Source organism: Vibrio sp. 10N.261.52.A1 (assembly GCF_002876325.1).
In the GTDB taxonomy this organism is placed as follows: Bacteria; Pseudomonadota; Gammaproteobacteria; order Enterobacterales; family Vibrionaceae; genus Vibrio; species Vibrio chagasii.
This window is the reverse complement of sequence record NZ_MCYD01001212.1, coordinates 1-515: the sequence shown is the minus strand read 5'-3', so window position 1 is coordinate 515 and position 515 is coordinate 1. Positions and strand designations below refer to the sequence as shown.

Genomic DNA, 515 nt, shown 5'->3' with positions numbered 1-515 from the left:
AAAGGCTTACTCTTGCTCTAATAACCAAATCATCGTCTGAGATTTTTCTTCGCTATCTAGTTTGTTAAACCAGTAAGAAACCATTTCGATCTCTTTAGAGCCTTCTAATGGTGCTGGGTTCGTGTTCTTACGATTCTTGAATGCCCAATCTGTCACTGCAGATTGCTCTTCTTTTGTTGCTTCACCATACCAGTAATTCACCATCTCTTGCGCTTGTGATGCTTTTGGCTCTTCAGCAACTACTGCTGCTACTGGAACAGCCGCGACTGGAGCAACCGCAATAGCTGTATGATTATTTGCACCGTTATAAATTGTGTCGATGTATGCTTTCGGCACGATAAAAGTCGTGCTCATTACTGAGTTTTGGCCTTCAAGCGTAAATTCTAAATTCTTTTCTCTTGCTTGCTGAATATCAGCGTCACTTAATGGAAACTTAATATATTGAGTCTTAGTACAGTGCTCGCTGCAGCTTTCTCTTGGTACTTGTCTTTCTTCTAGTTCTATCGTCTTGCCAA

1 protein-coding gene is annotated in these 515 nt (G+C 41.0%); it reads right to left on the bottom strand.

All coding sequences use genetic code 11. From position 1 onward, the window contains the following. Positions 1 to 6 precede the first annotated feature (6 nt). Positions 7 to 515: DUF2057 family protein (locus tag BCT81_RS25645; RefSeq protein ID WP_133152725.1), on the bottom strand; the 509-nt coding region annotated here is incomplete at its 5' end.